Origin of the sequence: Mesoflavibacter sp. CH_XMU1422-2 (assembly GCF_037029245.1) — a bacterium.
GTDB classification, from domain to species: Bacteria; Bacteroidota; Bacteroidia; order Flavobacteriales; family Flavobacteriaceae; genus Mesoflavibacter; species Mesoflavibacter zeaxanthinifaciens.
The window spans coordinates 417,702-444,620 of sequence record NZ_JAYMEE010000062.1 but is presented as its reverse complement, the minus strand read 5'-3'; the positions used below and the strand labels follow the sequence as shown (position 1 = coordinate 444,620).

General features: G+C 31.5%; 20 protein-coding genes and 3 tRNA genes. 9 read left to right on the top strand and 14 right to left on the bottom strand.

Annotation, left to right across the window (positions count from 1 at the left end; all coding sequences use genetic code 11):
- Positions 1–160 precede the first annotated feature (160 nt).
- Positions 161–1,207: a hypothetical protein gene (locus WA340_RS11365; protein ID WP_336129146.1), complete on the top strand. Its 1,047-nt coding sequence runs from the start codon at positions 161–163 to the stop codon at positions 1,205–1,207.
- Positions 1,208–1,294: 87 nt separating this feature from the next.
- Here WA340_RS11365 and WA340_RS11360 read toward each other — a convergent pair whose 3' ends face one another.
- The 9 genes from WA340_RS11360 to thrA all read right to left on the bottom strand — a co-directional run bounded on the left by WA340_RS11360 (position 1,295) and on the right by thrA (position 10,739).
- On the bottom strand, positions 1,295–2,014 hold the full coding sequence (locus tag WA340_RS11360) for a YebC/PmpR family DNA-binding transcriptional regulator (protein ID WP_027879089.1): 720 nt from the start codon (positions 2,012–2,014) through the stop codon (positions 1,295–1,297).
- Positions 2,015–2,088: 74 nt separating this feature from the next.
- Complete coding sequence (locus WA340_RS11355) at positions 2,089–2,379, bottom strand: 4a-hydroxytetrahydrobiopterin dehydratase (RefSeq protein WP_027879088.1); 291 nt, start codon at positions 2,377–2,379, stop codon at positions 2,089–2,091.
- Between the two features lie 31 nt (positions 2,380–2,410).
- Positions 2,411–3,244, bottom strand: coding sequence for a sugar nucleotide-binding protein (locus WA340_RS11350; RefSeq protein ID WP_336129145.1), 834 nt, complete (start codon positions 3,242–3,244; stop codon positions 2,411–2,413).
- A gap of 104 nt (positions 3,245–3,348) precedes the next feature.
- Complete coding sequence (gene gcvT / locus WA340_RS11345; RefSeq protein WP_336129144.1) at positions 3,349–4,419, bottom strand: glycine cleavage system aminomethyltransferase GcvT; 1,071 nt, start codon at positions 4,417–4,419, stop codon at positions 3,349–3,351.
- 111 nt (positions 4,420–4,530) lie between these two features.
- The gene (locus WA340_RS11340) at positions 4,531–5,565 is read right to left on the bottom strand and encodes a serine hydrolase domain-containing protein (RefSeq protein WP_336129143.1); all 1,035 of its coding nucleotides are present in this window, start codon (positions 5,563–5,565) and stop codon (positions 4,531–4,533) included.
- A gap of 95 nt (positions 5,566–5,660) precedes the next feature.
- On the bottom strand, positions 5,661–6,953 hold the full coding sequence (gene thrC, locus WA340_RS11335; protein WP_336129142.1) for a threonine synthase: 1,293 nt from the start codon (positions 6,951–6,953) through the stop codon (positions 5,661–5,663).
- A gap of 115 nt (positions 6,954–7,068) precedes the next feature.
- Positions 7,069–7,371, bottom strand: a complete 303-nt coding sequence (locus WA340_RS11330) for a GIY-YIG nuclease family protein (RefSeq protein WP_336129141.1) — start codon at positions 7,369–7,371, stop codon at positions 7,069–7,071.
- Between the two features lie 4 nt (positions 7,372–7,375).
- On the bottom strand, positions 7,376–8,296 hold the full coding sequence (locus WA340_RS11325) for a homoserine kinase (protein ID WP_336129140.1): 921 nt from the start codon (positions 8,294–8,296) through the stop codon (positions 7,376–7,378).
- 1 nt (position 8,297) lies between these two features.
- Positions 8,298–10,739 (bottom strand): bifunctional aspartate kinase/homoserine dehydrogenase I, encoded by a 2,442-nt coding sequence (gene thrA / locus WA340_RS11320; protein ID WP_336129139.1) that lies wholly within the window; start codon positions 10,737–10,739, stop codon positions 8,298–8,300.
- Positions 10,740–11,008: 269 nt separating this feature from the next.
- Here thrA and WA340_RS11315 point away from each other — a divergent pair, with 269 nt between their 5' ends.
- The gene (locus WA340_RS11315; RefSeq protein WP_336129138.1) at positions 11,009–12,568 is read left to right on the top strand and encodes an NAD(P)H-hydrate dehydratase; all 1,560 of its coding nucleotides are present in this window, start codon (positions 11,009–11,011) and stop codon (positions 12,566–12,568) included.
- Positions 12,569–12,620: 52 nt separating this feature from the next.
- Here WA340_RS11315 and WA340_RS11310 read toward each other — a convergent pair whose 3' ends face one another.
- On the bottom strand, positions 12,621–13,655 hold the full coding sequence (locus WA340_RS11310) for a TlpA family protein disulfide reductase (RefSeq protein ID WP_106677575.1): 1,035 nt from the start codon (positions 13,653–13,655) through the stop codon (positions 12,621–12,623).
- Positions 13,656–13,784: 129 nt separating this feature from the next.
- Here WA340_RS11310 and hutH point away from each other — a divergent pair, with 129 nt between their 5' ends.
- A complete protein-coding gene (gene hutH / locus WA340_RS11305) occupies positions 13,785–15,296 on the top strand; it encodes a histidine ammonia-lyase (protein ID WP_336129137.1) in 1,512 nt (503 codons plus the stop codon).
- Here the strand turns inward: hutH and WA340_RS11300 are convergent.
- Both WA340_RS11300 and WA340_RS11295 read right to left on the bottom strand, forming a co-directional pair.
- A complete protein-coding gene (locus WA340_RS11300) occupies positions 15,289–15,675 on the bottom strand; it encodes a hypothetical protein (RefSeq protein WP_336129136.1) in 387 nt (128 codons plus the stop codon). The genes hutH and WA340_RS11300 overlap by 8 nt on opposite strands.
- An 85-nt stretch (positions 15,676–15,760) precedes the next feature.
- A complete protein-coding gene (locus WA340_RS11295) occupies positions 15,761–18,307 on the bottom strand; it encodes an ATP-dependent Clp protease ATP-binding subunit (protein ID WP_336129135.1) in 2,547 nt (848 codons plus the stop codon).
- A gap of 259 nt (positions 18,308–18,566) precedes the next feature.
- On the opposite strand from WA340_RS11295, the gene gyrA reads away from it, so the two are divergent.
- Both gyrA and WA340_RS11285 read left to right on the top strand, forming a co-directional pair.
- The gene (gene gyrA, locus WA340_RS11290) at positions 18,567–21,116 is read left to right on the top strand and encodes a DNA gyrase subunit A (protein ID WP_336129134.1); all 2,550 of its coding nucleotides are present in this window, start codon (positions 18,567–18,569) and stop codon (positions 21,114–21,116) included.
- 32 nt (positions 21,117–21,148) lie between these two features.
- Positions 21,149–22,381, top strand: a complete 1,233-nt coding sequence (locus WA340_RS11285) for a tetratricopeptide repeat protein (protein ID WP_336129133.1) — start codon at positions 21,149–21,151, stop codon at positions 22,379–22,381.
- Positions 22,382–22,433: 52 nt separating this feature from the next.
- Here WA340_RS11285 and WA340_RS11280 read toward each other — a convergent pair whose 3' ends face one another.
- Positions 22,434–23,183, bottom strand: a complete 750-nt coding sequence (locus tag WA340_RS11280) for a C40 family peptidase (protein ID WP_336129132.1) — start codon at positions 23,181–23,183, stop codon at positions 22,434–22,436.
- Between the two features lie 9 nt (positions 23,184–23,192).
- Entirely contained in the window at positions 23,193–24,371 is a 1,179-nt protein-coding gene (locus WA340_RS11275) for an acetyl-CoA C-acyltransferase (protein ID WP_027879072.1), read from the bottom strand.
- 127 nt (positions 24,372–24,498) lie between these two features.
- Between WA340_RS11275 and WA340_RS11270 the strand changes: the two genes are divergently transcribed.
- The 4 genes from WA340_RS11270 to WA340_RS11255 all read left to right on the top strand — a co-directional run bounded on the left by WA340_RS11270 (position 24,499) and on the right by WA340_RS11255 (position 26,894).
- Positions 24,499–26,541, top strand: coding sequence for an HD family phosphohydrolase (locus tag WA340_RS11270; protein WP_336129131.1), 2,043 nt, complete (start codon positions 24,499–24,501; stop codon positions 26,539–26,541).
- A 94-nt stretch (positions 26,542–26,635) separates the two neighbouring features.
- A tRNA-Ser gene (locus WA340_RS11265) sits at positions 26,636–26,717 on the top strand.
- 19 nt (positions 26,718–26,736) lie between these two features.
- A tRNA-Pro gene (locus WA340_RS11260) sits at positions 26,737–26,811 on the top strand.
- A 9-nt stretch (positions 26,812–26,820) separates the two neighbouring features.
- Positions 26,821–26,894 (top strand) — tRNA-Arg (locus WA340_RS11255).
- Positions 26,895–26,919: the final 25 nt, after the last annotated feature.

The window sequence follows — 26,919 nt, the reverse complement described above, 5'->3', positions numbered from 1 at the left end:
AAAGAAACATTATAAAGCTACAACTTACTTAAATTAAGCGCTTTCAATTAAATAGTTGAAAGCGCTTTTTTTTGTTAAAAAATGTTAATGTGTGTTTTTTATAAAACTGATTTAATAGAAACTTCGTAGGTATCCTTGTATTAACAAAACAACAAAAATTATGAAAACTCAAAAAACAGTAAAATTTTTAAGTCTTTTAGCAATTGCTTCATTTGCATTAACTTCTTGTAGTGATGACGATGACAACAGAATGGATATGCCTATGGCAGAAGTTTCAACTAAAATTTATACATCTAATAATGCCAATGGTAATATTGACGAAATTAATGTGTCAGATATGTCAAACGTAGAATCTAAAACTTTAATTACAGCAAGTACAGCTGCAGATGGTGTATATTATGATTCAAAATCTGATGCTGTTTTTCAGGCATCAAGATCAAATCTTTCTTTAGAAGGTTTTTCTAATGTAAGTATGATTAGCTCTGGTACAAACGTATCCATAGATTTTACTGGTACGGCAGATATGACAAGTCCTCGTGAAGTTGCAGTAAATGGTGAATTTTATGTAGTTGCAGATAACAGTGATGTAGATGGAGATACAAACACACCTGATGGTAGATTATTTATTTATCAAAAATCGGGTAGTAACTTCACTTTAAGAAATACTATTACTACAAACTTTAAATTATGGGGAATTACTTTTGCTGGATCTGATTTATATGCAATTGTAGATGTTACAGATCAATTAGCTGTATTTAATAACTTTTTATCAAATACATCAGACGCTACAGTTATGGCTACAAAAACAGTTTCTGTAGAAGGAATTGTAAGAACACATGGTTTGGCTTATGACATGGATGCAGACGTTATGGTATTAACAGATATAGGTGTTGCTAGTGGTACGCCAACTAGTGCGTCAGATGGTGGATTTCATGTTATTTCTAATTTTTCAACAAAATTTAACACTATAAACAATGGTGGTACGTTAGCAATGTCTAGTCAAATTAGAGTTGCAGGATCTAATACAATGTTAGGTAACCCAGTTGATGTTGCGTATGATAGTATGACTGAAACAGTATATATTGCAGAAGCTGCAAATGGTAAGATTTTAGCTTTTAATAATATCTCTTCAGGAGGTGGTAACCTTACACCGGTTTTAGATTATGATTTAGCGTCAGCTTCTGCAGTTTATCTTTCTAAGCGATAATTAATGGTTGATAATTGATTTGATTTGAAAGAAAAAAGGCTATTCAATTTTTGAATAGCCTTTTTGTTTTATAAATAAGGAAGATTGTTAATCTGTTGTTTCTTCCATTGTGTGATATACGTTTTGTACATCGTCATCTTCTTCAATTTTTTCTAAAAGTTTTTCTACATCTGCAGCTTCTTCTTCGGTTAACTTTTTTGTGACTTGTGGTATACGCTCAAAACCTGAAGATAAAATTTCGATTTCTCTGCGTTCAAGTTCTGCTTGTATTGCTCCAAAACTTTCAAAAGGTGCGTAGATTAAGATTCCATCATCATCTACAAACACTTCTTCTGCACCAAAATCTATTAGTTCTAATTCTAATTCTTCAGGATCTAATCCTTCAGCATTAATTCTAAAATTACAAGTATGGTCAAACATAAAAACAACAGATCCAGATGTACCTAAACTTCCGTCGCATTTATTAAAATAACTACGGATGTTTGCTACAGTACGTGTATTGTTATCTGTTGCTGTTTCTACTAAAACTGCAATTCCGTGTGGTGCATAACCTTCAAAAACAACTTCTTTATAATCACCTTGATTTTTATCACTAGCACGTTTTATAGCACGTTCTATATTGTCTTTAGGCATATTTACAGACTTGGCATTTTGTATAACTGCTCTTAGTCTTGAGTTGCTGTCAGGATCTGGTCCACCTTCTTTAACAGCCATTACGATATCTTTTCCTATACGTGTAAAGGCTTTACTCATAGCAGCCCAACGTTTCATTTTTCGTGCTTTTCTAAACTCAAAAGCTCTTCCCATATTTGATGTTTTATTTTTGTCTTCTAACGAAGGCGGTTATTTATTTTTTTGCAAATTTAAAAAAGAGAATTTAATTATTCTTCTTCCTCAATAATAGCTTCTATTGCTTGTGCTAATTTAAAATCTTTGTCTGTTACACCATCTGCATCATGTGTAGATAAAGAAATACTTAATACGTTGTACACGTTTTTCCAGTCCGGATGGTGGTTTAATGCTTCACATTCAAAAGCTATACGACTCATAGCACTAAAGCAATCTTTAAAGTTTTCAAATTCAAATTCGGCATGTATTGCATTATCGAAATATTCCCAATCTGGTAGTCTTAATAGACGTGTTTCTATGTCGGTTTTAGATAGTTTTTCCATATTAATGTTTTATGTTTTAAAAATAAGAAATTTATACTTCTAATTCAGATAAAATGTCTTGACTTAATATTTGAAGGTGCTTTGGTAGTTTATTCTCTTTTGGTAAAACAGCAAGATAACGATCTTTGTTGGTTGTATATACTCGTTTATACAATGGATTTTTGTATCCTAAAGATGAAATAATTTCTGAGAAAAAGTCTTCATGATGCACTAAGTCTTGACTTCCAAGATGAAAAATTCCTGATTTGTTTCGATTAATGATGTAATGAATTTGCTGAGTTACCTTGCTATCATTTGTAACATTCATTATTAAGTTAGGAAACACCTCTATTGGTAGTTTTTCTCTTAAATGAAGTTTTATTTCTTTAATTCTAGGAGATTGTACGCCAAAAACCATAGGTAGTCTTAAAACACCTATTTTGTTTTTTGGTAGTCTAAGAAGCATGTTTTCTATCTTAATTTTAAAATGACCATACATGCTATGGCTTAAAGTTTTGTCAAATTCGTAACTAGGAAATTGACTGTAAGCATCAAAAACATTTGCTGATGATAAAAAAAGTAACTTACAATCGTTATTTGTAATATAACTAACTATGTGTTGATGTGCTATAACTTGAGCAGAAAAATTACCACGAAGGGCAGATATAATTATTGTAGGTTTTATTATATCTAAGATCTCAAAAACATCATCTTCTTCTATGTTATACTGAAAAAAATGATGGTTTTTCTCATATGCATATTTATCGGTACAGTAGGTGCCAAATGTGTTATAGTAGGCATACAACTCTTTATAAATGGCTTGTCCTAAAAAACCACTTGCGCCAAGAATTAATATTCGATGTTTGTTGTCTTTTTGAGGCTTCATTAATCTACTTCATTTCAAATAAAATGCCAGAATAAACTTATTAAAATAAACCAATGTTTATAGCGACAAGCTTAGACTGGCATAGTATTATTTTCTTTAAAGAATTATCCTTTGTAAAAAGGTAATTTTACTACCGTTGCCGGAACTGCATTTTTACGAATTTGAATGTTAATTTTACTTCCAAAATCACTAAAAATAGGAGAGACGTAACCCAAACCAATTCCCTTTTTTAATGAAGGAGACATTGTACCAGAGGTAACTTTACCTATTAATTTTCCTTGTCCGTCTACAATATCGTATCCTGTCCTTGGTATACCTTTTTCGTCTAACTCAAACGCTATAAGTTTGCGTTTTAGTACTTTTTTCTTTTGTTCTTCTAAGTTTTCTGAGTTGGTAAATTTTTTGGTAAACTTAGTAATCCAACCCAAACCTGCTTCAAAAGGAGATGTTGTATCGTCTATATCATTTCCGTAAAGACAATAACCCATTTCTAAACGTAACGTATCACGTGCTGCAAGACCAATAGGTTTTGCACCAGCTTCTGTAACTTTATCCCAAATTTGTTTTACTTCGTTGTTTTTACAGTAAATTTCAAATCCACCGCTACCAGTATATCCTGTTGCAGAGATGATAACATTTTCTATTCCAGCAAAATCGCCTACTATAAAGTTGTAAAATTTAATGTCGGCTAAATCGTGGCTTGATAAAGCTTGCATTTTTTCAACTGCATTAGGACCTTGAATAGCTAGTAAAGAATATTCTTCAGATAAGTCACGCATAGTAGCGCCAAATGTATTTTTAGAGCTAATCCAATTCCAGTCTTTTTCTATGTTACTAGCATTAACAACTAATAAGTAAGTGTTTTCTTTTAATCGGTATACAATTAAATCGTCAATAATTCCGCCTTCATCATTTGGTAAACAAGAATACTGTGCTTTACCAATAGTCAATTTTGAAGCGTCATTAGTAGTTACGCTCTGTATAAGATCTAAAGCATGTTCTCCTTCAATCAAAAACTCACCCATATGGCTCACGTCAAAAACGCCACAATCTGTTCTTACAGCTTCGTGTTCTATATTAACACCTTCGTATTGAACAGGCATGTTGTAACCTGCAAAAGGAACCATTTTAGCACCTAATGCAATGTGAGTATCTGTTAATGCAGTATTTTTCATTTTAAATAATATTTTTTATTTCCGTCAAGCGGAATTTTTTAGTTTTAAGTGAAACAAAAGTATTGAAAAATATTGACTACGCATTGATGATTTATAGAAGAATTAGGAGAACTATTTTTGGTTTTTACGCAAAATTTTTACGATACGACTGTACATGATTTCAGAAAGATTCCAGTTGTAGCCTCTAAAATTGGTTGTATTTGTAAACTGAATAACAACAGTATCGATATCTTGATGATATTTAGAAATGCTTTGATAACCAGGGACTAAGCCTGTATGTTCATATTTATAAATTGAGGAATAAATATCTTGTTCTACTTTATTTTTAAATACCGATCCATCATTTAACGCTCTTAAAAATTTACCCAAATCTTCTGCTGTTGCAAGCATACCAACATCTTCGGTTTTTAAATCTAAACTGTAACCCACATGATAACCGCTCATAACATTATTTAAATCAACATCGTGTATTGAAGGAAAAGTATTATTAAGGTTTAATGGTTTTAAAATATGTTGTTTTATGTATTCAAATTTAGGCTTACCTGTAACTTTTTCAATAAGCTCAGTTAACAATAAATAGTTGGTGTTACTGTATTCGTAATCCGTATCAGGTTCAAACTTTGCAGGTAAATCTAAGACTAAGTCAAGATTTTCTTTACTGGTGTACTTTGGATTAGCCCAATAATTATAAGTATCTGTATAGTTTGGGATACCGCTTCTGTGTTGTACCATCATTTTGATAGTGATAGTGTTGGCGTTTTCTATTCTACCATCTAATTCAGGAAAATAATAAGATAACGTTTTATTTAAATCAATTTTATTATCATAAACCAACTTTGCAATACAAACCGAGGTATATAGTTTATCATTGCTTGCAATTTTAAATAATGAGTTAGGGTCTGCAGCTGTTTTAGTTTCTCTATTTTTATATCCTGAAGTATAAAATGCAGGCGATTTGCCAGCTTCATCTACATATACAACAATACCTTCAAAACCATAATCTTTAGCTTTATTTACTTGCTCTTGAATAGTGTTTGGCAAAGGTTTTACCCAAGCAGTTACAATTGGCCAAGGGACAAAGTAGAGTGAAATTACAGTGCTTAATAGCAGAACAATTCTTAGGATTAATTTTGATTTATTTTTCATTGGTTGAAATTAAAAGTTTAAGCAAACTTATTTCTAGTTTGAAAAATACTAAATATTATATAACCGAATTGTAGAAGTTTGATGCTGAAATGTATTTATTTCAATAAAAAGCTTTTTAATTCCTCATAAGAGCTAATTTTTGTAGCCTTTTTCTTTTTATCCATAACGCTTAAAATTTGCGGAGGTAAATCGATGTTTTCTTTTATTACATCTTCCACAACGTCTAAAAACTTAGTTGGATGTGCTGTTTCTAAAAAGACACAATGCGAGTTTGGATTACTCTTTAAATACTCTTTACAACCTAAATAACCAACAGCACCATGTGGATCTGCAATATAGTTACAGTCGTTATACATTTCTTTTAAGGCTTCACGAGTTTCTTCATCTGTATAGCTGTAAGAAGTTAGGTTGTTTTTTAATTCTTTAAAATCTTGATTATAAATTTCTTGAATACGGATAAAATTACTCGGATTACCAACATCCATTGCGTTACTGATGGTTTGAACAGACGGTTTTGGATTGTATTCTTGCGTTTGTAAAAACTCAGTTACAACATTATTAGCATTGTTAGAAGCAATAAAATGTTTGATTGGTAAGCCTAATTGTTGGGTCATCATACCTGCACAGATATTACCAAAATTGCCACTTGGGACAGAAAATACAATGTCTTTATGTGAGTTGTGTAACTGTTTGTAAGCAAAAAAGAAATAAAACATTTGCGGCAACCAACGCGCCACGTTTATGGAATTTGCAGATGTTAATTGCATTTTAGAAGTTAATTCTTCATCTAAAAACGCACGTTTTACCATGTCTTGGCAATCGTCAAAAACACCATCTACTTCTAAAGCCCTAATGTTTTTACCAAGTGTAGTTAATTGTTTTTCTTGGATATCACTTACTTTTCCGCTAGGATAGAGGATAACTACATTTACGCCTTTTACACCTAAAAATCCGTTAGCAACAGCGCCACCAGTATCGCCAGAAGTAGCTACTAAAACTGTAACTTCGTTTGTGTTTTCTTTATTAAAATAACCTAAGCAACGCGCCATAAAACGAGCGCCAACATCTTTAAACGCCATAGTTGGACCATGAAATAATTCTAATGTTGAAATTTGCTCTGTAAGTTTTTCTATAGGAAAATCGAAAGACAATGTGTCTTCAACAATTTGTTTAAGTTCATCTTCCGGTATTTCTGGGCTTACAAATTGTTTGATGGCTTCAAAAGCAATTTCAGCGTGAGAAAGATTATCAATAGTATCAAAAAAGGATTGTGGTAAAGGCGTTATTTTTTCAGGAAAGTAAAGTCCTTTGTCAGGCGCTAATCCTTTTACTACTGCATTTTCGAATGTAGTAATTGGTGCTTTTTTATTTAAAGAGTAGTATTTCATATTGATGTCTTTCCTTAAAGGAATAATTTATTTAATAATTATGGATTCCGCATCAAGTGCGGAATGACAAAGATTTTTGTTTTGATTGTCATTCTGCGCTACGACGCAGAATCTACTAATATTTCCAATCTATAGATAAATCCTTCCATTCTTTATTTTCTTTTTCTATTAAATCTATTTTCCATTGTCTATTCCAGTTTTTCAATTGTTTTTCTCTTTTTAATGCATCATTTACATACTGAAAATCTTCAAAATACATTAATTTGTTTACGTTGTATTTTGCAGTAAATCCAGAAACTAATTTATTTTTATGTTCAAACATTCTTCTTTCTAAATCATTAGTTACACCAATATACAATGTTCCATTTTTCTTACTTGAAAGTAAATAAACATAATATTTATAGTAATTTCCTTTCAATGGTTTATAAAATTTTTATCCCTTCAGTATTGATTTTACACACGTAAGTATTAAATTTTATATCTGTTTTACTGTACACGTTTTGTATAGCTTTTTCAACGTTTTTTGCTGTTTTTTCGTTTTTACTTAAAGTAAAAATTGAAGGTCCAGAACCAGAAATACCTGTTCCTAATCCACCAGCGTTTATTGCAGCATTTTTTACATCATCAAAATAAGGTATAAGCTTGCTTCTGTATGGTTCTACAATTTTATCTTTTAAAGATTCACTTAACAAATCATAATCGTTAGTGTGCAATGCATGTACGAAACTGCCTACATTTGCCCATTGTTGTATCGCATGCTGTAAGTCTACTTTTTTAGGTAAAATGGCTCTAGCTTCAGCAGTTTTTACTTCGATTTGAGGATGAATTATTGTAGCATATAAATCAGCTGGTGTTGGTAATGAAAGTACTTGCAATGGTTGTGTACTTTTTACCAAAGTAAAGCCACCAAAAAGTGCAGGAGCAATGTTATCTGCATGCTCACAACCACTAGCAACAGCTTCACCTTTCATTGCAAATTGGGTTAATTGTGTTGCATTGTATGGTTTGCCTAATAATTGGTTGATAGCAAAAACAACTCCAGACGCACTAGCAGAACTACTACCAATACCACTACCAGGTTTTATTTTTTTATAAATTTCAATCTCAAAACCATAATCTGGTTTTGCATCTTGATAAATTGCTAAAGCAGCAACGCCAGCAACATTTTTTTCAACTTCAAAAGGAAGATTTGCACCTTTAATTTTTGTGATTTTAATGTCTCTTTCTTTAGTCTTTTTTATAATCATTTCGTCACCAATATGATCTAAACAAAACCCAAGGACGTCAAAGCCGCAAGACACATTGGCAACAGTCGCAGGAGAAAATATTTTAATACAATCCATATTATTTGCTTCCAATTTTGATAATATCTGCAAATAATCCAGAAGCAGTTACATCTGCGCCTGCACCTGCACCTTTTACAATTAGAGGTTGTTCTGGGTAACGCTGTGTATGGAACATTACTATATTATCTTTACCTTCTAAATTATAAAAAGGATGACCTTCTGGAATTTCTTGTAAGCCAACAGATGCTTTACCATTTTTATATTCTGCAACATATTTGAGTTGACAATTATTTGCTTTAGCAGACGCATATAACTTTTGAAAATGAGCTTCGTCTTCTATTAAGGTTTCATAAAAATCATCAACAGTGTCACTTTCTAAATTCTTTTTGGTTAAAAATGATTTGTTTTTAATATCCTCAATTTCCATTTCAATTCCATTTTCACGAGCAAGAATTAGAATTTTTCTAGCCACATCAATGCCGCTTAAATCAATACGTGGATCTGGTTCTGTATAACCTTCAAATTGCGCTTGTTTTACAGTGTCATGGAAGTTTTTTTTGTCACTAAAATTATTGAACACAAAATTTAAACTACCCGATAAAACGGCTTTAATACTTATCACTTTATCACCAGAAGCAACTAAATTACTTAAGGTATTTATTATTGGTAATCCTGCGCCAACATTAGTTTCGTATAAAAAAGGTGCGTTATATTTTAATGATAAATCTTGTAACTTTTTATAATTAGCAAATGCGCTAGAACACGCTATTTTACTACAAGCCACAACCGCTACACTTTGTTTTAGGTATTTTTCGTAGATGTTTGCTACATCCTCGTTTGCTGTTACGTCTACAAAAATGCTGTTACGTAAATTAAGATTAACTACTTTTTGATAAAAACCTTCTATACTTGATTTGTCTGCATGATGAAATAAGGAAGCCCAATTATTTAAATCGATACCTTCTGGTTTAAAGACCATTTTACGAGAATTTGATAGTCCAATAATTCTAACATCAAGTTTTAGGTTTTTCTTTAAATAACTGCGTTGTTGTTTAATTTGCTCTATTAGCTTTTCGCCAACATTACCTACGCCTGTTATAAATACATTAAGTTGTTTGGTGTTACTTTCAAAAAAACGTTCGTGTAAAGCGTTCAATGCTTTTTTTACATCTTTTTCTGATACAACTGTAGATATATTTTTTTCTGAAGCACCTTGTGCAATAGCGCGAATATTTATATTGTTTTTACCTAGTGTACTAAACATTTTTCCGCTAATGCCTTGATGGCTTTTCATATTATCACCAACTAAAGCAATGATCGATAAGTCTTTTTCTACAGCGATTGGATTAATTTTATGAAGCGAAATTTCATAATCAAAAGCAGTATCAATAGCTTTCTTGGCACGTTCAGCATCCGATTTATCAATTCCGAAGCAAATAGAATGCTCAGAAGACGCTTGCGTGATAAAAATGACATTTATTTTTTCATTAGCAAGGACTTCAAATAAACGTTTTGAAAATCCAGGAATACCAATCATTCCGCTACCTTCAAGCGTTAGTAAAGCAACATCATTAATGTTACTTATACCTTTAACGGTTAAGTTCTTTTTATTGTCTTGTCTTGAAATTACTGTACCAAAAGCTTCAGGATCAAATGTGTTTTTGATGTGAATAGGTATGTCTAAATCTAAAACAGGTTGTACTGTTGGCGGATATAAGACTTTGGCTCCAAAATGCGATAATTCCATAGCTTCTTGATACGATAAATTATCAATAGGAAATGCTTGTTTTACTAGTTTTGGATTTGTTGTGTACATACCGCTTACGTCTGTCCAAATTTCTAATTGATTCACTTTTAACGCTGCAGCAATAATTGCAGCTGTAAAATCTGATCCGCCACGACCTAAAGTTGTTGGTTCACCAGAAGTAGATTTTGCGACAAAACCGGGTAAAATGATAATTTGTTTAGGTGTTTTGAAGTAGGACTTGATATTTTTGTTAGTCACTTCAAAATTAACTTGTGCACGCGTAAAATTATCGTCAGTTACAATTAACTCTTGGCTATTTTTTAACTCTACATCAAAACCTTGAGTTTTAATTGTTTTAGCAATGATAGTAGAAGATAAGTGCTCACCAAAACTTACTAGTTTATCAGATGTTTTTGGCGATAATTCGTTTATCAAATAAATACCATTCAATAACTCTTTAAGCTGGTTAAGTTTATCTTCTATGATTGTTGTTACAGACTTACTTGGTTGTGGTAGTAATTGGTTTAATGTTTTAAAATGAATGTCTTTAATAGTTTCAAATTCATTTAAAAAACTTTTATCTTTATTTTTAGCTAATTGCCCAGCTTTTAATAGTTTATCTGTGATGCCACCAATTGCAGAAACTACGCATATTACAGTATCTTCTTGCGATTTTTCTTTTAAAATGGCTATAACTTTATTTATGTTTTGACTAGAACCTACAGAGGTTCCTCCAAATTTTAGAACTTTCATCTTAGTTTGTATGTTATTAATTGAAAAATGTAGTTTTTTAAACTACCTTAAACGGAAGATATATAGAAGCATAACCCTAACGGGTCATTGTCATAAAAAAAGTAATAATTAAAGAAGTTGTTTTCATCTTTTTGCTTCAATACTTATCAAATGTATTACTTTTACCTTAATAAACAAACCTAAGTTTGATTTTTGATAGATTAATAAATTTAAGCTTTTATTTTATTAATAATGAAACTTAAAATGAATGTTATAATAAATTCTTATAGATGAAAATATTTTCGAAAGAACAGATTTACGAAGGTGATGCTTTAACTGCTAAAAAACAAAATATAAGTTCTACAGATTTAATGGAACGTGCTGGAATACAAATTTTTAATTGGATTCATATGCGAATGCAAGGCGCACAAGTACCAATTCATGTGTTTTGTGGTATTGGTAATAATGGTGGCGATGGGTTAGTGGTAGCACGTCATTTAATCACACATGGTTACAATGTTAAAACCTATATAGTTAATTATAGTACAACACGATCTGAAGACTTTTTAAATAATTATGATCGCATAAAAAATACTACAAAAGATTGGCCTATTTTATTAAATGAAGAGAGTGAACTACCCGCAATAGATGCTAGAGATATTATTGTAGATGCAGTTTTTGGAATAGGATTAAACAGACCAGTTGCTAATTGGGTTGTTAACTTATTTAATCATTTTAGAGTCACAAAAGCTTTTGTTTTATCAATAGATATTCCTTCTGGTTTAATGACAGATGCTCTGCCAGCTAATGAAGAAGCAGTTGTAAATGCAGGATATACCTTAAGTTTTCAATCACCAAAACTTGTGTTTTTCTTACCACAAACAGCAAAATTTACTGTGCAATGGGAAGTGTTAGATATTGGTATAGATCCTGAATTTTTATATACGACATCAACAGAAGCAGATTTAATTGGAAAGAATGAAGTCTTAACAATATACAAGCCAAGAGAAAAATATAGTCATAAAGGTACTTTTGGACACGCTTTAATTATTGGAGGTAGTTATGGTAAAATAGGAGCAGTTAACTTAGCAGGAAGAGGCGCACTAAGTGCTGGTGCTGGAAAAGTAACAGCTTTTACACCCAAATGTGGATACATTCCTTTACAAGGCGCTTTTCCTGAGTTAATGTTAATTACAGATAAAGATGAAGAAAAGCTTACCGAGATTAATTTTGATATAGACGCAAATGTTATAGCTTTTGGAGTAGGAGCAGGAACAGATAATACGTCTATAGATGCTTTTGAAGCTTTCTTGAAAACAAATAAAAAACCTTTAGTCATTGATGCAGATGGTATAAATATGTTGGCTAAACGAGAGTCTCTATTAAAGCTCTTACCAGAACGTCAAACTATTTTAACACCACATCCTAAAGAATTAGAACGTTTAATAGGGACTTGGAAAGATGATTTTGATAAATTACAAAAAACTAAAGCATTTAGTAAAAAGTATAAATGTATAGTAGTTATAAAAGGCGCTAATACAATAACGATTGCAGAGGATAAGCTATATGTAAACGTTACGGGCAATCCAGGATTAGCAACAGCAGGAACAGGAGATGTTTTAACTGGTATGATTGCAGGTATGATAGCACAAGGCTATGATTTATTATCTGCAACAGTATTTGCAATTTATTTGCACGGTAAGGCAGCAGATTTACTAGTAGATGAATTAGGTTATCAAAGTTTTATAGCAACACATGTTGTTGAAGGAATACCGTTAGCTTATCTAGATTTATTTAAAAAACCAGAACAACCTCAAGTAGAAGAAGAGGGTGATGGCGAAGAAGATTAAATAAAAAAAGCGAGCTTATAAAGCTCGCTTTTTTATTTTAAATTATAATAGATTAAATGTTTAAAGTATCTAATAAAGTTCTTAATTGTTCATCCGAAGGTCTTGGTGCATCTGGTGTTACAATTTTTCCTTCTGGATCAATTAATATAAACCTTGGTATACCATTAATCTTATAGTCTTTAATAAAATCACTTTGCCATCCATTAGGAGCAAATAATTGCACACCAGTTAACTCTTTATCGGCTACCATAGCTTTCCAAGCTTCGTTTGCGTTTTCCATAGATCCTTTGTGTGCTCTTGCGTCATCAATTGATATGCTTACAAAAGTTATATTTTTGTCTTTGTAGTCTTCATCTAATTTTTTTAATGAAGGAATTTCTACTTTACAAGGTGCACACCAAGTAGCCCATACATCTATATAAACATATTTTCCTTTTAATTCTTCTAAAGATGTAGTGCCACCAGCATAATTTTCGTAGTCTTTAAATGAAGGAGATTCAGAACCTTTTGGTAACTGAGATCTTAGTTTAATAGACTCTCCAACATATCTTTTTAAAGACATAAGCATTGGATTAATTTGACTTTTTGATGTAGCTATAATACTAGAATCTATATTTTTATTTTTATCATAAAAAGCCATCATTTCAGATTTAAGGCTTTCTAGTTTTTTTTCAAAACCTAAGGAGTCAAGGTTTTTTAAAGCTTCTAAATCAATTAAACCGCTTTCAAATCTTGCTTTTTCTACTAAAAAGTTTGAGTTTTCTACGTCTTTACCTTCATATTTAATAGTTTCTCTAAAGTTTTCTGCATCAACAGAAAGTTTGATATCTGCATCATTTTTAAGGTATACAAAAGCTTGTTCCTTACCATCATAAATACCATAAACTCCAGGATTAACTTTTAAAGTGTCACTAAAAGTTCCATCTTCATTAACCTTAATAGTTTTTTTGTAATTTCTTGATTGAAATACAAATAAAGAATCACTATTAGCGTTTTCGATTTTACCAGAAAAAGTAGCGTAATCTTTAGGTTCTTGTTTGCAGGCTATTATGGCCAAACCTGCTAAGCACATTAAAACTTTCTTCATTATTGATTATTTAATTTTCAATCAAAAATAAAAGAATAATTTGAGGATTTATTATTTTGACGAATTATTAACAAAAACTTGCAGAATTTATCTCAAATTATGACTTTTGGGACACAATAAAAAATGTCCATGAGTTCAATTCATTATATATCATCACAGCCATTAGATTTGGCAACCATTCAATCGATAATTTTAGAAGAAAAGCATTTAGAGTTGTCTAATGAAGCTATTGACAAAATTGAAAATTGCCGTGCGTATTTAGATGAAAAATTAAAAACAGAAACTAAGCCAATTTATGGTATAAATACTGGTTTTGGATCGTTATATAATGTAAAAATTAATAAAGAAAACTTAACTAAATTACAAGAAAATTTAGTCATGTCTCACGCTTGTGGTACAGGAGATGTTGTGCCTAATGAAGTTGTTAAGTTAATGTTGTTACTTAAAATACAATCTTTAAGTTATGGGCATTCTGGCGTACAATTACAAACTGTACAGCGTTTAATTGAGTTTTTTAACAATGATATCTTACCTGTAATTTATACACAAGGATCATTAGGCGCTTCAGGTGATTTGGCTCCTTTAGCTCATTTAGCTTTACCCTTAATAGGAAAAGGAAAAGTGTGGTATAAAGATGCAATTTTAGAAGCAGAAGATTTAAACACATACTTTAAATGGGATGCTATTAAATTAATGTCTAAAGAAGGTTTAGCATTATTAAATGGTACACAATTTATGAGTGCTTATGGTGTGTTTTTATTATTGAAGTCTTATAAATTATCTTATTTAGCAGATTTAATAGGCAGTATTTCTTTAGAAGCTTTTGATGGAAGAATAGAACCTTTTAATGAATTAATACATTTAGTAAGACCACATAACGGACAATTAAAAACAGCAGAAAGGGTAAGAGAGTTTTTAGAAGGAAGTGAAATTATAAGTCAAGAAAAGCAACACGTGCAAGACCCTTATAGTTTTAGATGTATACCACAAGTGCATGGTGCAACAAAAGACACTTTATCTTTTGTAGAAAAAACATTCATAACAGAAATAAACTCTGTGACAGATAACCCAAATATTTTTGCAAATGAAGATGAAATTATTTCTGGAGGAAACTTTCATGGTCAACCCTTAGCATTAGCATTAGATTATTTAAAAATAGCCATGTCAGAATTAGGAAATATTTCTGAAAGACGAGTTTTTCAATTAGTATCAGGACTTCGTGGTTTACCTGCATTTTTAGTAGATAATCCTGGTTTAAATAGTGGGTTTATGATACCGCAATATACCGCAGCAAGTATTGTTAGTGCTAATAAACAGTTAGCAAGTCCTGCTAGTGTCGATAGTATTGTATCAAGTAATGGTCAAGAAGACCACGTAAGTATGGGTGCAAATGCAGCTACACAGGCTTTTAAGTTAATAGATAATGTAGAGCGTGTTTTAGCTATAGAGTTATTTAATGCTTCGCAAGCTATATACTTTAGAGCACCACTAAAATCTTCTGATTTTATAGAATTATTTTTACAAAGTTATAGGGTAGAAGTGCCTTTTGTAAAAGAAGATGAAATTTTACACGATGATATAGAAAAATCAATACTATTTATTAAGAATTTAGGTATTGATGCTAGTGAATTATTTAGATAGTTTTCTCTGGGTTATTATCTAAGATGTTTTTTGCCCATTTAAGACCTTCGTCTAAATCGTCAAATATTGCAAAAGGAAGATCTAGGAAAAGGCTTTCTATTTCTGCATTTCTTGCAGATAATGAAGTGGAAATAACTCCAAAACCTTTAAGGTTTTCCATTTGATTAACTAAAGTACTATATTTTGTAACGTCAACAGAGTAGGAATTTTTCCTGTGTGTTAAATATACAAATGGAGTTTGTTTAAAATAATTGGTACAAGTTTGAGTAATAATTTTGCTAGTTTCAAAGTCTACATGCACGCCTTCATTTATTACCGCAATTGCAATTTTGTCTATAAATTCTAAAGTGCAAAAATCTAATGTAATTTTTATAGGCATATAGGTTGGTTTTAACTCTTTATAAAGATAGAAAAAAACCTGTTGATATAAATAGTCAACAGGTTTTTATTATAATTTTATATTGTTATTTAGCTTCTTCTGATGATTGTATAGAAATAACTATTTCGTTATTGCCTTTATCTAAATCCATAACTATATTATCTCCTTCTTTTAATTTAGAAGTAATAATTTCTTCAGCTAAAGCATCTTCAATGTATTTTTGAATAGCACGTTTTAATGGTCTTGCACCGTATTGCTTATCAAATCCTTTTTCTGCTATAAAGTTTTTAGCATCTTTAGTTAATTGTAAGTTGTAGCCTAAACCATCAATACGTTTTAATAGTTTTTCTAATTCTATATCAATAATCTTATTAATGTCTTCTTGTTCTAAAGCATTAAAGACAATAACGTCGTCTATTCTGTTTAAAAACTCTGGTGCAAAAGATTTTTTAAGTGCATTTTCAATAACGCTTCTAGCATTTGCATCTTCTTGAGCTTTTTGAGACGATGTACCAAAACCTATACCAGTACCAAAATCTTTTAATTTTCTGGCACCAATGTTAGAGGTCATGATTATTATAGTGTTTCTAAAATCTATTTTTCTACCTAAACTATCTGTTAAATAACCATCATCTAAAACTTGAAGTAACATGTTAAATACATCTGGATGTGCTTTTTCAATTTCATCTAAAAGTACTACAGAATATGGTTTACGTCTTACTTTTTCTGTAAGTTGTCCTCCTTCTTCATAACCTACGTATCCTGGAGGTGCACCAACTAATCTAGATATGGCAAATTTTTCCATATATTCACTCATATCTATTCTAATTAGCGACTCTTCACTGTCAAATAATTGTTTTGATAAAACTTTAGCTAATTGTGTTTTACCAACACCTGTTTGTCCTAAAAAGATAAATGAACCAATTGGTTTATTTGGATCTTTTAATCCAGCACGGTTACGTTGTATTGCTTTAACAACTTTGGCAACAGCAATATCTTGACCTATAACTTTACCCTTAATTAGCTCTGGTAACTGCGCTAGTTTATTACTCTCGGTTTGTGCTATTCTGTTTACAGGAACACCTGTCATCATAGAGATAACATCTGCTACATTATCTTCTGTTACTGTCTCACGATGTAATTTGGTTTCTTCTTCCCATTTTTCTTGTGCAACAGCAAGTTCTTTTTCTAAACGTTTTTCGTCATCACGTAATCTTGCAGCTTCTTCGTATTTCTGTTTCTTAACAACAGAATTTTTTGTTTCTCTAACTTCTTCTAGTTTTTTCTCTAATTCTAGAATTTGTTTAGGGACATCAATATTGGTAATATGAACACGTGATCCTGCTTCATCTAAAGCATCTATTGCTTTATCTGGCAAGAAACGATCTGTCATATATCTATTGGTTAACTTAACACAAGCTTCAATAGCTTCATCTGTATATTCTACATTGTGATGATCTTCATATTTAGCTTTAATGTTATTAAGTATTTGAATAGTTTCTTCAACAGTAGTAGGTTCTACAATAACTTTTTGAAAACGACGCTCTAAAGCCCCATCTTTTTCTATATATTGTCTGTACTCATCTAAAGTTGTAGCACCAATACATTGAATTTCGCCACGTGCTAAAGCAGGCTTAAACATATTTGAAGCATCTAAGCTTCCTGTTGCGCCACCAGCGCCAACTATGGTATGAATTTCATCAATAAAAAGAATAACATCATCATTCTTTTCAAGCTCATTCATCACAGCTTTCATACGTTCTTCAAACTGTCCGCGGTATTTAGTGCCAGCAACTAAACTTGCAAGATCTAACGTAACTACACGTTTGTTAAAAAGTATTCTGGATACTTTCTTACTTACAATTCTGTTAGCAAGTCCTTCTGCAATAGCAGACTTACCAACACCAGGTTCGCCTATTAAAAGTGGATTATTTTTTTTACGACGTGATAATACTTGAGACACTCTTTCAATCTCTTTCTCACGTCCAACTACTGGGTCTAGTTTACCTTCTTCTGCCATAGCAGTCAAATCGCGACCAAAATTATCTAAAACAGGAGTTTTAGATTTTTTGTTGCTTTTTGAAGAAGGCGTATTAAATATATCTTTTGACGCATCGTCTTGTTGTGCATCATCTTCAGAAAACTCGGCTTTAGGGCTTCCTGTTATATCTTCAAAATTATCATTATTTGTAATCATTGACTTAAATTGTTCTTTTACATTATCATAATCTACTTTAAGCTTATTTAAAAGCTTTGTAGTAGGATCATTTTCGTTTCTTAAAATACATAGCAGCAAATGTGCTGTGTTTATTGATGTGCTTTGAAAAAGCTTAGCTTCTAAAAAAGTAGTTTTTAAAGCACGTTCTGCTTGTCGCGTTAAGTGCAAGTTTTTCTTTTCGTTAGAAGTTATTGATGTATTTGGGTTGGCAGGACTTAAAATTTCTACTTTACGCCTTAAATGATTTAAATCAATATCTAATGCGTTTAAAATATTAATAGCCTTACCGTTTCCGTCTCTTAAAAGACCAAGCATAAGATGTTCTGTGCCAATAAAGTCGTGTCCTAATCTAAGCGCTTCTTCTTTACTGTATGCAATTACATCTTTAACTCTTGGTGAAAAATTATCGTCCATATTTATTTCCTTTCTGCTTTAAAAATAGTAAACATAATTAGTATAGGCAAAAACTGTACCTTAAATAATATGTTAATTGTTTTTGATTTTGAAAGTAAGAATAATCTACAAATTAACAGTGATTAAGTTATTAACTAAAAAAGGGGCTTAAATTGTTAATAAAAAACACTAAAAAAACCTAGTAAAAGGCTTACCGTTACTAACGAAAGTTATATATTAGCGTGTTTTGAAATAATGAATACAACAAATTAAATTATATATGGCAGAAGGAGAAAAACTCATTCCGATTAACATTGAAGATGAAATGAAGTCGGCTTACATTGATTATTCAATGTCAGTCATTGTGTCACGTGCTTTACCAGATGTAAGAGATGGTTTAAAACCAGTACACAGACGTGTGCTTTTTGGTATGCACGAATTAGGTGTTAGGTCTAACACTGCACATAAAAAATCTGCAAGAATAGTTGGTGAGGTTTTAGGTAAGTATCATCCACATGGTGATACCTCAGTATATGACACTATGGTGCGTATGGCTCAAGAATGGAGTCTGCGTTATATGTTAATTGATGGTCAAGGTAACTTTGGATCTGTAGATGGAGATAGTCCTGCAGCAATGCGTTATACAGAAGCGCGTATGCGAAAGATATCAGAAGACATGTTGGCAGATATCGATAAAGAAACTGTAGACCATAAACTAAATTTTGATGATACTTTAGAAGAACCAACAGTTTTGCCTACACGTATTCCTGGTTTATTAATTAATGGTGCTTCTGGTATTGCGGTAGGTATGGCTACAAATATGCCTCCTCATAATTTAACAGAAGTTGTTAATGGTACTATTGCTTACATTGACAATAACGATATTGAAGTAGACGAGTTAATGCAACACATTAAAGCTCCAGATTTTCCAACAGGTGGAACAATCTATGGCTACGATGGTGTAAAAGAAGCATTTCATACAGGTCGTGGACGTATTGTTATGCGTGGTAAAGCTAATGTAGAAGAAGTTAACGGAAGAGAATCTATTGTAGTTACCGAAATACCTTATCAAGTTAACAAAGCAGACATGATTAAAAAGACTGCAGATTTAGTTAACGATAAAAAATTAGAAGGTATTTCTACAATTCGTGATGAGTCTGACCGTAACGGAATGCGTATTGTTTACGTGCTTAAACGTGATGCAATACCAAATATCGTATTAAATAAGTTATACAAATACACAGCATTACAATCTTCTTTTAGTGTCAATAATATTGCTTTAGTAAACGGTAGACCAGAGCTTTTAAATTTAAAAGACTTAATCTATCACTTTGTTGAGCACAGACATGATGTTGTTGTAAGACGTACCAAATATGAATTACGCAAAGCAGAAGAACGTGCACATATCTTAGAAGGTCTAATAATAGCTTCAGATAATATAGACGAAGTAATCTCAATAATTAGAGCATCGTCTAACGCAGAAGAAGCAAGACAAAAATTAATAGATCGCTTTGAACTTTCAGAAATTCAAGCTAAAGCTATCGTAGATATGCGTCTACGCCAATTAACCGGTCTAGAACAAGATAAGCTACGTAGTGAATATGAAGAAATTATCAAGACTATTGCTGATTTAAAAGATATTTTAGATAAGAAAGAACGTCGTATGGACATTATCAAAGAAGAACTTATCGAAGTTAAAGATAAGTACGGAGATGAGCGTCGTTCTACAATAGAATATGCTGGTGGAGATTTAAGTATCGAAGATATGATACCAGATGAGCAAGTAGTTATTACTATTTCTCATGCAGGATATATCAAGCGTACATCTTTAACAGAGTATAAAACACAAAATAGAGGCGGAGTTGGTCAAAAAGCTTCAAATACAAGAAACGAAGACTTTTTAGAAGATTTATTTGTGGGTACAAACCATCAATATATGTTATTCTTCACTCAAAAAGGAAAGTGTTTCTGGATGCGTGTTTACGAAATACCTGAAGGTTCAAGAACATCAAAAGGTAGAGCAATACAAAACCTTATTAATATTGAACAAGATGATAAGGTTATGGCATTTATCTGTACTCAAGACCTAAAAGATGAGGATTACATAAATTCTCATTATGTCATAATGGCAACAAAACAAGGTCAGGTTAAGAAAACAGCTTTAGAGCAATACTCTAGACCTCGTACAAACGGAATTAACGCAATAACCATTAAAGATAACGATGAGTTACTAGAAGCAAAACTAACAACAGGCAATAGCCAAGTTATGTTAGCCTTAAAATCTGGTAAAGCTATTAGATTTGAAGAAGCAAAAACACGTCCAATGGGTCGTAATGCTTCAGGAGTAAGAGGTATTACTTTAGGAAATGATAATGATGAAGTAATAGGAATGGTAACTGTTAACAATCCGCAAGAAGAAACTGTATTAGTCGTTTCAGAAAACGGTTATGGTAAACGTACATTTATTGATGATCCAGAAGATGGAGAAGCAGTTTACCGTATCACCAATAGAGGAGGAAAAGGTGTTAAAACTATTTCTATCACAGAAAAAACAGGAAGCTTAGTTGCAATAAAAAGCGTTACAGATTCTGATGATTTAATGATTATCAACAAATCTGGAATTGCTATCCGTCTAGCAGTAGAAAACTTAAGGACTATGGGTAGAGCAACTCAAGGCGTTAAGTTAATTAACTTAAAAGGTAACGATTCTATAGCTGCTGTAGCTAAAGTGATGAAAGATGAAGATGAAGAAGAAATAGATATTGACAACCTAGAAGACACTACCAACACAGAAGATGGCACAACTATTGCTACTAACGAAGAAGAATAAATAATTTATAAAATTTAAAACACAAATTTAAAATGAAAAAACAAGTAATTATTGCTTTAGCATTATTTGTATCTGTTTTTACTTTTGCACAAAAAAAAGAAGTTAAAGCGTTAGAAAAAGCAGTAAAAAAAGACAATTTTGCAGAAGCTAAAACTATAGCAACACAATTAGATTCTCAAGTGTCTGCTATGGATGATGACTTAAAAGAAGATTATTATCTAGCTGCAGCAAAAGCATATTATGCTAACGGGACGTCTACTAATGCAGATACTAATAAAGCTATAGAAAATATACTTAAAGTTGAAGGAGAAGGAGCAGAGTTTAAAAGAATCATAGAAAATGATCTGTTAACAAAAGCAAATAATTTTTACTCAAGTAAAAAGTTTAATAAAGCTGCAGAAACTTTTAACATGATGTATCAAGTTAATCCAGAAGCACAAGACTATTTATATTACACAGCAGTAAGTTATATAGGTGCTCAAAACTTTGATAAAGCATTAGAGTCTTACTTAGAGTTAGATAAATTAGGTTATACAGGAGAAAAAACAATGTTTGTTGCTACAAACAAAGAAACTGGACAAGTAGATAGCTTTAACAGTAAATCTGAAAGAGATATATATGTAAAAAGCGGAACACATACTAATCCAGAAACTCAAAATACAGAATCTAGAGCTTCTGAAATCACTAAAAATATTGCATTAATTTACATTAATAAAGGTGAAAAAGACAAAGCTTTAGCAGCTATAGAAAAGGCAAAACAAGCAAACCCAGATGACGTTAATTTATTAATTAACGAAGCAAATATCTATTTTGAAATGGGTGATGAGAAAAAGTTTCAATCAATCTTACAAAAAGCTATACAAAAAGAGCCTAATAATGCAGACTTACATTATAACGTAGGTGTTATTTACATGAATAACAAAGAGATTGAAAAAGCAAGACAGTCTTTTGAAAAAGTATTAAGCTTAAAACCTGCAAATGCAGATGCAGCATTAAATTTATCTACATCATATCTTGAAGAAGGAAATGCTTTAGTAGAACAAATGAATTCTTTAGGAAACAGTAGAGCAGATGATTTAAAATATGAAGAACTTAAAAAGAAGAAGTCTTCTTTATTTGATCAAGCAGCACAAACGCTAGTAGATTTTAAAAATAATAATACTTCTGTACCTACATCTGTTTTACAACAGTTAAAGAATATATATAATGCTTTAGGCGAAGTAGAAAAAGCAAAAGCAATTAATGCAGAGATTGAAGGGAAATAAAACCTTTTAACTATTATAATAAAAAAGCCTCCTAAATTTTAGGAGGCTTTTTTTATATTATCTTTTTAATAACTCTAAGTTTATGGGTATGCATCCGTCTATCTGCATTGTAAATACCTGTATGATCTAAACGATCTATCCTTACTTTTCCATACGCATGTATAATATAATTGTCTTGCATTATTATGCCTACATGAATAATTTGGCCTTCATTATTATCAAAAAAAGCTAAATCACCTGGTTCACTTTCTTCAATAAAACTCAAAGCTTCACCTTGTGTGGCTTGTTGTGAGGCATCACGCAATAATTTATAACCATTAAGCTTATATACCATTTGTGTAAAACCACTACAATCAATTCCAAAAGGAGTTTTTCCTCCCCAAAGATAAGGAGCATTTAAATATTTAAATGCAGTTTCAATTAAATGACTTTTTTCTTTTGTTTGATCTACAAAAGCACCTTCATATTTATGATTTAATAGACTAACACCATTTAAGCTAGAGCCTAAAACAATTGTATGAAGTTGCTCGTTTTCATCCTGAATAAACTCAACTAAATCTGTTGAGATTTTTAAAGGTTGATTATTTAAGTCATTATAATGTTCTTCTGTAATTTCTACATATTGTTTATTATCAATCCAGCCTTCATATTTATCAAAAGCTAGTCTGATTTTACTCCATTTTTTTCGTTGCTCTAAAATTTTAAATACATCACCGTAAATGACCTGAGAAACCATTTCACTTGTGTCTGATGCTTCTAATCTTAAAGGAACAATGCTTAAATTACAAATTCCGTATTGCATTAGTTGTATTTACTGACGTTGTAGTACTAAAGCTGATGCGCCACCGCCACCATTACAGATAGCTGCTGCACCAATTTTTGCATCATTTTGTTCTAAAACATTTAATAAAGTAATTAGTATTCTTACACCAGAACAACCTAATGGATGACCTAAAGATACAGCGCCACCATTAACGTTTACTTTGTCGTCTGATAATCCTAAAATTTTCATGTTAGCTAATCCTACAACAGAAAAAGCTTCATTAAACTCAAAGTAATCTACATCTTCTAATTTAATTCCCGCTTTATCTAAAGCTTTAGGTAATGCTTTTGCAGGAGCAGTAGTAAACCATTTTGGTTCTTGTGCTGCATCTGCATAAGATTTTATAGTTGCTAGTGGTGTTAGGCCTAATTCTTTTGCTTTATCAGCACTCATTAAGACCATTGCTCCAGCACCATCGTTTATTGTAGAAGCATTAGCAGCAGTTACTGTTCCGTCTTTAGTAAAAGCAGGACGTAATGCAGGAATCTTCTCAAGTTTAACATTTGTATATTCTTCGTCTTTAGATACTATTTTTGGTTCACCACGACGCTGAGGTACTTCTACAGGTACAACTTCATTATCAAATTTTCCTGCGTCCCAAGCAGCTGCAGATCTACTGTAAGATTGAATTGCAAAAGCATCTTGTTCTTCTCTTGAAAAATTATATTCAGTAGCACAATCATCTGCACAAACACCCATTGCATTTTGGTCATAAGCATCTACTAAACCATCTTTTTGCATACCATCGATTAAACTTGCAGGACCAAATTTAGTTCCAGTTCTTGCATGTAAGTAATGAGGAATCAAACTCATGTTTTCCATACCTCCAGCAACAACTATTTCTGTGTCGCCTAAAGCAATGCTTTGCGCAGCTTGCATTACAGCCTTCATCCCAGAAGAGCAAACTTTATTTACAGTTGTACACGGTACAGTATTTGGTATACCTGCATAAATAGCTGCTTGTCTTGCTGGTGCTTGTCCAGTACCAGCTTGTACTACATTACCCATTAAAACTTCATCAACCAATTCTGGTTTTAAATTAATTTTATCTAATGCACCTTTAATAGCTACAGCACCTAATTTAGGAGCAGGGACAGTACTTAAAGCACCTAAAAAACTACCTATTGGTGTTCTTGCAGCCGAGACAATTACAACTTCTTTACTCATATATTTATTTAGTTTTTATTATGTCCACGAAATTACTAATTTTTTAATAAAATTTAGACCATTCTGTGCATTATAACTAATCAAAACTGTATTTATTTATTACATTTGAAAAACTACAGTTTTTTGTATGAACAACAACATAAATATTTTTTACAAAAACCATTCTAACATATACAAAGTATTACTTTTTATAGCTACTACTTTTTTAATTGTGTTTTTATTTCCTAAAAGTGGTCGTTTTAAATATAACTTTGAAAAAGGAAAACCTTGGCAAACCGAAAATCTTTACGCACCATTTAACTTTGCTATAAAGAAAAATAAATCTGAAATTGATAAAGAAAAAGAGCTTCTAAGAAGTCAATCTATAGCATATTTTAATAGAAATGAAAAGGTTAAATCAAGCGTTTTTAATGCTTTTGAAAAGTCTTTTAGTAATGTTTTTTCAGATTCAATACCAAATTTTAATATTCTTAAAGAAAAAAGTAGTCAGATTTTAGATGAGTTTTATGAATTTGGAATTTTAAGCGAAAACATCAAGTTAAAGCCTGAAAAAACTGTAATTATACTTGAAAATAATGTTGAAAAAGAAACTACAAATTTTAAAAATTTATTCAACCAATCTGAAGTAAAATCTACCGTTGAAAACGAACTAAAAGATATTTTTACACCAAAAGAAATAAATTCTATAACAGCGCTTTTCTTTAATATTATAAAACCAAACTTAACCTATAATAAAACATTAACAGAAAATGTTTTAAATGAAGCTTTGCAATCTATTTCGGTAAATAGGGGAATGATTGAAAAAGAGACTTTAATTATTTCTAAAGGAGAAATTGTAAACGATAATAAATTTCAAATTTTAAACTCTTTGGTTAATGAATATGAGTCTAAAGATTGGACAAAATCTAACTATTATTGGATTGTTTTTGCTTACACATTATTAGTCGCTTTAGCCTTATTAATGTTATTGTTATTTATAAGAAAGTATAGAATAGATGTTTTTAACAATAATACTAAAGTTACCTTTATATTCTTTAACATATTTGTGGTTGTCTTGCTTACAACCTTGGTGGTAAGTTACAAATCAGAATATGTCTATATTGTACCTATAGCTATTTTACCTTTAGTTTTAAAAGCTTTTTTTGATGCTAGATTAGGTTTGTTTGCACATGTTATTACAGTGCTTTTACTTGGGTCAATAGTGCCAAATAGTTATGAATATATGTTTTTGCAAATTATTGCAGGTATTGTAACCATATTAACAGTTTCAGAACTTTATAAAAGAGCAAATCTATTTATATCAGTAGGTCAAATTACATTAATTTATATCATTGCTTATTTTGCCTTTTTTGTTATACATGAAGCAAGTATAGAAAACATACATACCCAAACCTTTGTACTATTTATACTTTGCGGGTTGGCTACATTGTTTGTCCAGCCATTAATTTATGTTTATGAAAAGCTATTTGGATTAGTATCAGATGTTTCTCTTTTAGAATTGTCCGATACAAATTCTAAACTTTTAAAAGAGCTGTCAAATAAAGCTCCAGGTACATTCCATCACTCATTAAACGTTGCAAATTTAGCAGAAGCTTCAGCTAACGAAATTAATGCAAATGCGATGTTGGTTAGAGTAGGAGCTTTATATCACGATATTGGTAAGATGAAAAATCCTACTTATTTTACTGAAAATCAATCGTCAGGAATAAATAGTCATGACGAATTATCTCCAAAAGAAAGTGCTCAAATCATAATAAATCACGTTATAAACGGAATTGAAATTGCTAAGAAAAATAATCTACCCGACAGAGTAATAGATTTTATAAGAACACATCATGGTACCAGTCAAGTTTATTATTTCTATATGAAAGAAAAGGCTAACAATGAAGGTGTAAACATAGAAGACTTTAGCTATCCAGGACCAAAGCCATTTAGTAAAGAAACTGCAATACTAATGATGTGTGATAGTGTAGAAGCAGCATCAAAAAGTTTAAAAGAACCTACGTCAGCAAAAATTGATAATTTTGTAGAAAATATCATAAATAAACAAAAAGACGAAGGACAATTTTTAAATGCAGACATAACCTTTAAAGAAATTGAAGCCATAAAAAAAGTGCTAAAACGCAAGTTAGCAAACATTTACCATTTAAGAATTGAGTATCCGGAATAAAATTTCAAAAAAATCACTAAAAATGTTGTGTTCTACGAGATGAAATCATACATTTGCATCCGCAATTTTATTGCAAAGTTCATTAAATGATTTAGGAGAGGTGGCAGAGTGGTAATGCAGCAGCCTGCTAAGCTGTCATCCTTAGGGATGCCCGGGTTCGAATCCCGGTCTCTCCGCAATATAGATAACCAATTTCGGGGTGTAGCGTAGCCCGGTTATCGCGCCGCGTTTGGGACGCGGAGGTCGCAGGTTCGAATCCTGCCACCCCGACATTTTATCGGTCGCGTAGCTCAGTTGGATAGAGCATCTGCCTTCTAAGCAGACGGTCACAGGTTCGAATCCTGTCGCGATCACAAAAAGCCTTACTAATTTTAGTAA

Coding starts and splice junctions, on each gene's coding strand:
- WA340_RS11360 (WP_027879089.1), bottom strand. CDS start 2,014: ATGGGAAGAGCTTTTGAGTTTAGAAAAGCACGAAAAATGAAACGTTGG.
- hutH (WP_336129137.1), top strand. CDS start 13,785: ATGAGTTCAATTCATTATATATCATCACAGCCATTAGATTTGGCAACC.
- WA340_RS11350 (WP_336129145.1), bottom strand. CDS start 3,244: ATGAAGCCTCAAAAAGACAACAAACATCGAATATTAATTCTTGGCGCA.
- thrA (WP_336129139.1), bottom strand. CDS start 10,739: ATGAAAGTTCTAAAATTTGGAGGAACCTCTGTAGGTTCTAGTCAAAAC.
- WA340_RS11300 (WP_336129136.1), bottom strand. CDS start 15,675: ATGCCTATAAAAATTACATTAGATTTTTGCACTTTAGAATTTATAGAC.
- WA340_RS11285 (WP_336129133.1), top strand. CDS start 21,149: ATGAAAAAACAAGTAATTATTGCTTTAGCATTATTTGTATCTGTTTTT.
- WA340_RS11325 (WP_336129140.1), bottom strand. CDS start 8,296: ATGGATTGTATTAAAATATTTTCTCCTGCGACTGTTGCCAATGTGTCT.
- gyrA (WP_336129134.1), top strand. CDS start 18,567: ATGGCAGAAGGAGAAAAACTCATTCCGATTAACATTGAAGATGAAATG.
- WA340_RS11295 (WP_336129135.1), bottom strand. CDS start 18,307: ATGGACGATAATTTTTCACCAAGAGTTAAAGATGTAATTGCATACAGT.
- thrC (WP_336129142.1), bottom strand. CDS start 6,953: ATGAAATACTACTCTTTAAATAAAAAAGCACCAATTACTACATTCGAA.
- WA340_RS11310 (WP_106677575.1), bottom strand. CDS start 13,655: ATGAAGAAAGTTTTAATGTGCTTAGCAGGTTTGGCCATAATAGCCTGC.
- WA340_RS11315 (WP_336129138.1), top strand. CDS start 11,009: ATGAAAATATTTTCGAAAGAACAGATTTACGAAGGTGATGCTTTAACT.
- WA340_RS11355 (WP_027879088.1), bottom strand. CDS start 2,379: ATGGAAAAACTATCTAAAACCGACATAGAAACACGTCTATTAAGACTA.
- gcvT (WP_336129144.1), bottom strand. CDS start 4,419: ATGAAAAATACTGCATTAACAGATACTCACATTGCATTAGGTGCTAAA.
- WA340_RS11275 (WP_027879072.1), bottom strand. CDS start 24,371: ATGAGTAAAGAAGTTGTAATTGTCTCGGCTGCAAGAACACCAATAGGT.
- WA340_RS11365 (WP_336129146.1), top strand. CDS start 161: ATGAAAACTCAAAAAACAGTAAAATTTTTAAGTCTTTTAGCAATTGCT.
- WA340_RS11270 (WP_336129131.1), top strand. CDS start 24,499: ATGAACAACAACATAAATATTTTTTACAAAAACCATTCTAACATATAC.
- WA340_RS11340 (WP_336129143.1), bottom strand. CDS start 5,565: ATGAAAAATAAATCAAAATTAATCCTAAGAATTGTTCTGCTATTAAGC.
- WA340_RS11280 (WP_336129132.1), bottom strand. CDS start 23,183: ATGCAATACGGAATTTGTAATTTAAGCATTGTTCCTTTAAGATTAGAA.